This is a genomic window from Paraburkholderia piptadeniae, from assembly GCF_900007165.1.
GTDB lineage: Bacteria > Pseudomonadota > Gammaproteobacteria > Burkholderiales > Burkholderiaceae > Paraburkholderia > Paraburkholderia piptadeniae.
In genome coordinates, this window is the sequence record NZ_CYGY02000166.1 from 1 (window position 1) to 6,056 (window position 6,056).

Here is a 6,056-nt window from a genome sequence, read left to right on the forward strand (position 1 = left end):
TCAGGGAGTGCGAAGCGACGTCGGATTCCGCGGCATGAGGTCAACGCACGCGGGCCGTTCCCCGTCCGCGCGACAACATGGCTGGAACGTGGGCAGGGGCCTTTCGGCCCCTCGCCTTCGCCGATCACCTCTCGCGTAAAAACGCACTGTCGGCTGCAAGCAATCCGTCACGCAGCAACGAAGTCCACCCTTCATAACGGCTCGTCGACGCGCCAACGAATTGCGGCCCTTCGTCGTGCTCGCACAACGGAGCCATATACGCTGCATACTCGGTGCTGTGCTGCTGACGCGTCTTCTCCGCGTCGAGCTTGCCCTTGAAGTCGGCGAGGAACTTGAAGTGCATCAAGGCACAGGTCATCCGCGGATTCGCGTGCGGCACGGGCTGATTCAGACGCGGCGGCCACAGTTGATGCGATGACCTGACGAACGCGAAATGCCACCGCCAGCGCGCGAGCGGGGTCTTGTTCAGCGCCGGGCCTGACCATACGTCCGGGAAGAACAGCCGGCCGCGCACACCGCCCTTGATCCACGTCGTGCGCGACAGCGAATCGAAGCGGGTCTCATATCCCACGCTGTCGTAGAGCCGGCAAACCGTGACGGGATCACAGCCGGAAGCACACGCGTTCTCGCTGACGGGCCGATCGCTGTACATGTCGACCATCATGCCGTTGAGCGAAGGCTGGCCGCTGCGCTCCAGATGGTCGGTCAGATCGCTGATCGGCCTCGTGTCGCACTCCGGATACACGAGAAACTCGTCGGCGTCGACATAGAGGACCCACTTGCCGACGCAGTATTTCGACAGCACGCCGTTGACCCAGTCGTTCCCGAAGCGCGCACTCCTGTACACGCCATCGGCGGCGAAAAGCGATACTCCCCGCTCGGACGCGAGCAGGCTCCGGAGTTCGTCCGTCGACCGATTGTCGATGATGACAAAATGCTCGAATCCCAAGTCCCGGTAATAGCGCATGAAAAAGCCGATCCGGTGCGCCTCGTTGTGGACCGTGGCGATCAGCACGTGCCGCGCCTTGCGCAGCCCCGGATCGAGCCTCACCACCGAAACCTCACGCCTCTTGGCGATGCGTCGAATGTGCGCCTTCGAAAACTCGACGATGTTGTACCACGCGAGCCGCAAGGACCTGCCTCCCGCGTCTGTCTCACCCTCAAGCGCGTGAGACGCGAGCGGCGAAGCGCCTGGCTGCGCCGCATCGGCGCTGCGGCCCGCCGCGAGCAGATCGCTATGCATTTACGCCTCCTTGCGGCATTGCGCCGAAGTCGAGATCGCCCGACCGGCCCGCTGATGCGTCGAGCAGGACGCGATCGAGCGTTGCCGCGAGCGGCTCGGCGTTTCGTCCAAGTATCATTTCGACGTGACTGCCTCCCGCCTTCCAGATTTCGAAGCCGCCCCGTGCCACCCGTCTCCAGGCAGGCAATGGATCGCAGAGATCACCTACCGTGAGTGCTGAGCGGACGAAGTTGACAGGTCCGCCGTCATATCGGGGGAGCCTGTAAGTGGTCATCGCCACGCGCATCGCTTCGCGCATGCGCATCAGCGCAACGGGCATGTGGGCATGCTCGGGCATGGGCTGATGCGCCGCCCTGCCCAATCGCAGGCGTATCTTGTCGGCGGCACCCGCCAGCTTCCTCAGAATGAAACGGCTGCGCTGCGCCGGCGATACCTCGCGGAACATCCGCCATTGCCGCGCCGCATAGCGCGTCTGGTACTGAAGCCGGTCCTGCCAGGGCAGACAGCGGTCATGGACATGTGTATCGAGCAGACAAAGCAAACCGATCGGCTCCCCGCTGCGATGAAGCTGACGCGCCATCTCGTACGCGACCAGCCCTCCGAACGAATAGCCGATCAGCGTGTAGGGTCCGTGCGGCTGAATGCTGCGCAGTTCCCGGATATAGCATTCGGCCATTTTCCGTACGCAGTCCAGCGGCTCCTCGTCTCCATCCAGGCCCTTCGCGTGCAGGCCATAGATGGGTCGCGCCGTCTTCATCGCGTTGATCACGCGCCGACACTCGATGACCGTGCCCGCAAGACTATGGACCCAGAAGATCGGCACACCAGTGCCGTCACGTATGGGTAGGAGTATCCGCGAAGGAGCGTCGCCTGTTGCGCCCTGTATGCGCGCTGCGAGTTCCGCGATCGTCGGGGCTGCCAGCAGCATCGCAAGCGTCATCTTATGGCCGGTCGCGTGGCTGACCTCGGCGGCCAGTGCCGTGCCGAGCAGCGAATCGCCGCCCAGGTCGAAGAAGTTGTCACCGCAACTGATGGGAGCAAAGCCGAATAACCGCTCCCATACCCTTGTTAGACAGACCTCGAGCGTCTCTCCTGCATCACCCGCCGTTTCACCCGCCCATGGCGATTCGTTCGGGCGCGCACCTGGTGGATCGACAGAAAGCCCTGGATGGTTGCGAATCGCGTCGAGACATTCGGGGTTACGCAGCGCAGCCGTGTTTCCGACGGGAAGGCCGTTCACCGCGCTGCGTACAGCCGAGTCGGACAATTTACCGCTATGCGTGACGGGCAATGCGTCGACGGGGAGAATGACGTCAGGCACATGGGCGCGCGAGTTGCGGTGCACCAGTTCGTAGCGGATGCGCGCGATGAGCGCGCCCGTCAGCATCACGCCTTCCTCGAGCACGACGAAGAGCACGATACGCCGATCGTACGCGCGCGCGTCATCGTTTTCCCGGGTCCGCCGCTCTACCACCACGGCTTCGCGAATGCCGCCGACGTCGCTCAATACGCGATAGATCTCACCCGGCCCCACCTTGACGCCATGCACGTTGAGCACGCCGTCCGAGCGTCCGTGCAACCGCGCGCCGCCGTGCCGCGAAAACTCTATCTGGTCGCCGTGCGTCCAGACGCCGGGGTTCGCGCCGAAATAGGCTGCATGAAATCGCGACCCGTCCGCGTCGCCGAAAAAGCCAAGCGGCCGGGACGGAAACGGATTGGCGCACACCAGTTCCCCCACGTCCGCGACCGGGCCGCCGGCGTCCCACGCCTGCACATCGAGGCCGAGGCTTCGGCATTGCGCCTCGCCAAGCCACACGGGCAGATTCGGATTGCCGAGCACGAAGCATCCAAGAATGTCCGTACCGCCCGAGATCGACTGTATTTGCAACGGCTTGACATGCTCCAGCACCCATCGGAACTGCGCGTCGAACAGCACGGCTCCCGTCGACATCAACGCGCGCAAGGCGCTCAGATCGAACTGCCGTCCGGGTTCGATTCCAGTCTCACTGGACATCTGCAAATACGCGGGGCTGGTGCCGAATACCGTGACGCGCTCGTCGGCAACCATCTGCCATAGCGTATCGGCGCTCGAAATCGGACCGTCGTAGACGACGATCTCGACGCCCGACGCAAGCGCGGAAAGTTGCCAGTTCCACATCATCCACGAGCACGACGTGTGGAAATAGAGCTTGTCCTGGGGTCCGAGATCGCTGTGCAGCCGGTGCTCCTTCAGATGCTCGACCAACGACCCGCCCGCACCGTGAACGATGCATTTCGGCTTCCCCGTGGTCCCCGACGAGAACATGATGAAAAGAGGATGGTTGAACGGAAATCGCCTCCAGACGAAAGCGTCGCCGTCGCCTCCTTCCATCAGTCCGGAATACGAATCGACTCGCAACCGGCACGGGACATCCAATCCGTCCTCCAGAACGATCAGGCGTTCCAGCGACTCGACGGAAGACGCCAGTTGCGCGATGCCCTCGGACAAGATTTTTCCATTCGACGCGTTCGGCAGCGAAACGTGGGCGAAGAGCCACTTCGGCGATAGTTGTCCAAAGCGGTTGACGAGCCCGTCTCCTCCCATCTCGGGCGCGGCGGTCGACAGCGTCGCGCCGATCGCCGTCACCGCGAGCGCGACGATGATCGCGCGCTCGTCATTGCGCATGACAGCTGCGACGCGATCTCCGCGACGCAGACCGTTCTGCTCGAGTGCGGCCGCGAGACGCGCAACGCGTTCGCGCAGCTCTTTGCGGGTCAATCGGGTCTGGCTGCCGTCCGCATGGCGCGCGGTCAGCGCCGGCGCAGTGGCGGGCGCCACATTGAAATTGAGCAGATTGTCGGCATAGTTCAGCTCGACGCGCGGAAAGAACTCGGCGTGCTCGCACACGTCGCCGACGCAGACGGGCTCCAGTTCCCCGGCGTAGTCGAGTCCCCGGGCCCATTCGACAAAGAGCCGCCAGAACGTCCGGAATTCCCGCACCGAGAAGGCATGCAGCGCTGCATAGTCCTGCAGCGCCTCCCCCGTATGGCCCCGCAGAGCCTCGATGAACGCGGTCACGCCCGACGCCGCGATACGCTCGTGTGAAGGACAATAAACGGCAGTGGGGTCAACTGACGTCCTCACATCGCTGGTGCCCTCTCCAAGGATCATTTCATCCTCCTGTGTAACACCCGCCTGAACCGCTGGCGGACAACGCTTTCGTCGGCCCTGCAGATCGACCTCGTCGCCGGTACGGCCGAAACCATGGCAACGCGGCCGGTTGTCGAAGTACATGATTCAGGCGCACGGCTCGCGTGATCGGTTCGCCAGCCAGGCTATATGCCCATGCGTGTCAGATCGGCTTGTCGCTGACGTTCAGCGAGGCCCCGGATGTCAGCGCGCGCCGCGCCAGCTTGCGACACTCGTAATAGACGAGCGCCGTCACCAGCGATTCGGTCAGGACTACGGACAGGGCTGTTCCGACCGCGCCGAACCGCATCACGAGCCAGAAAGACTGGAGTGCGTGAAACATCACCGCAATCCCATAGATGCGCTTGAGCGAACGCAACTCGCCTTGCGCAATGACACGCAGTTGCAGAAAGATCACAGCGAGCGCCAAAATCAACGGCAGAAAGATCAGCACCTTCAAAACCGCCAGCGAGGGCAGGAACTGGGCGCCCAGGAACAACCTGATCAGATGCTCGCCGAACAGAAACACCGCCAGGATCGCAAGCGCATTGACAAGGACGAAGCCGGAGATAACCTTCCTGCTGATTTCATCCGCGCGAGCCGTGTCGCCTTGCGCATACAGCTTGCAAACGCGGGGGAATACTGCCTGTACGAGCGGCCATATCAATTGCCGGATGGGGCTGATCAGCTTGTCGGCTGTCATGTAATAGCCCACCGCGGTGTTGCCTGAAACGAACCTGAGAACGACGGTATTCGCGTACGTATAGAGGAACGTCAGCGCGGAAGCGGAGAAGACCTGGAATGCGTCCGCGGAATGCTCCCACACATCGGCAAGCGTCACGCGCCGCCACGATGCGACCATTCCGCCCAGATGTGCCGCCGCCGTCAGATACAGCCCGGATAGCAGCAGGGGAAGAAAGAGCGTGACGGCGGCGATCAGGTAGTCATCGGGCGACTTGACGAACGCGACGAGCGGCACGAGGCACACGACCCTCGAAATCAGGCTAACCATCGCCATTCGAGGCATCCTTTCGAGTCCCTGGTACAGCCACAGCGGATTGAGCACGGTGCCCGCCAGCGACAACAGGCCGATCAGGATCACTGCGCGATCGGCGCGAAACGCGGGCAGGCCCGCCACCAGCAGAACAATGACCAGCGTGCTCAGCAAGGCGAGCCCGCTCTTCGCTGCCGTCACTGTCCAATAGATGCGTGCGATCTCTATCGGATTGTCGCGATTGATGGACACCCTTCGCGCCGCGACCAGGTCGAACCCGAAGTCCGTCGTCATGATGAAGAGCTGGATGACCGCCTGCGCAAACCCGATCTGGCCGAGCCTTTCCGGCCCGAGAGTACGTGACAGGTATGGAAGCGCCAGCAACGGCACGACGTAGTTGCACGCCTGGATTGCGTACAGTGCCACTGCATCTTTCTTCGCCGACAAGGTTGAGCCTCATTGAAATGGAGGGCTGGCGATCTTTCAATCGGGACGACGCGCGCTTCGACCAGCGTGGCACGGTGTGTTTCGCGAGCCGTTGCGGCATTGGAGCAGGCGTGCGCATGCCGGTCCGTGCGCACGCCAACACTGTCCGTCGACCGTGACATTGCCATTCATCTGCAATTCGCCACTCTTGCCCTTCGTGTGTT

3 protein-coding genes are annotated in these 6,056 nt (G+C 62.8%); all 3 read right to left on the reverse strand.

Going from position 1 to position 6,056, the window contains the following annotated elements; all coding sequences use genetic code 11:
* Positions 1 to 124: 124 nt before the first annotated feature.
* The 3 genes from BN2476_RS43830 to BN2476_RS43840 all read right to left on the reverse strand — a co-directional run bounded on the left by BN2476_RS43830 (position 125) and on the right by BN2476_RS43840 (position 5,853).
* The gene (locus BN2476_RS43830; protein ID WP_087740337.1) at positions 125 to 1,243 is read right to left on the reverse strand and encodes a glycosyltransferase family 2 protein; all 1,119 of its coding nucleotides are present in this window, start codon (positions 1,241 to 1,243) and stop codon (positions 125 to 127) included.
* Positions 1,236 to 4,394 carry an acetoacetate--CoA ligase gene (locus BN2476_RS43835; RefSeq protein ID WP_087740339.1) on the reverse strand — a complete coding sequence of 1,053 codons (3,159 nt, stop codon included), beginning with the start codon at positions 4,392 to 4,394 and terminating at the stop codon, positions 1,236 to 1,238. The genes BN2476_RS43830 and BN2476_RS43835 overlap by 8 nt, the downstream gene beginning before the upstream one ends.
* A 181-nt stretch (positions 4,395 to 4,575) precedes the next feature.
* A complete protein-coding gene (locus BN2476_RS43840; RefSeq protein ID WP_087740338.1) occupies positions 4,576 to 5,853 on the reverse strand; it encodes a flippase in 1,278 nt (425 codons plus the stop codon).
* Positions 5,854 to 6,056 lie beyond the last annotated feature (203 nt).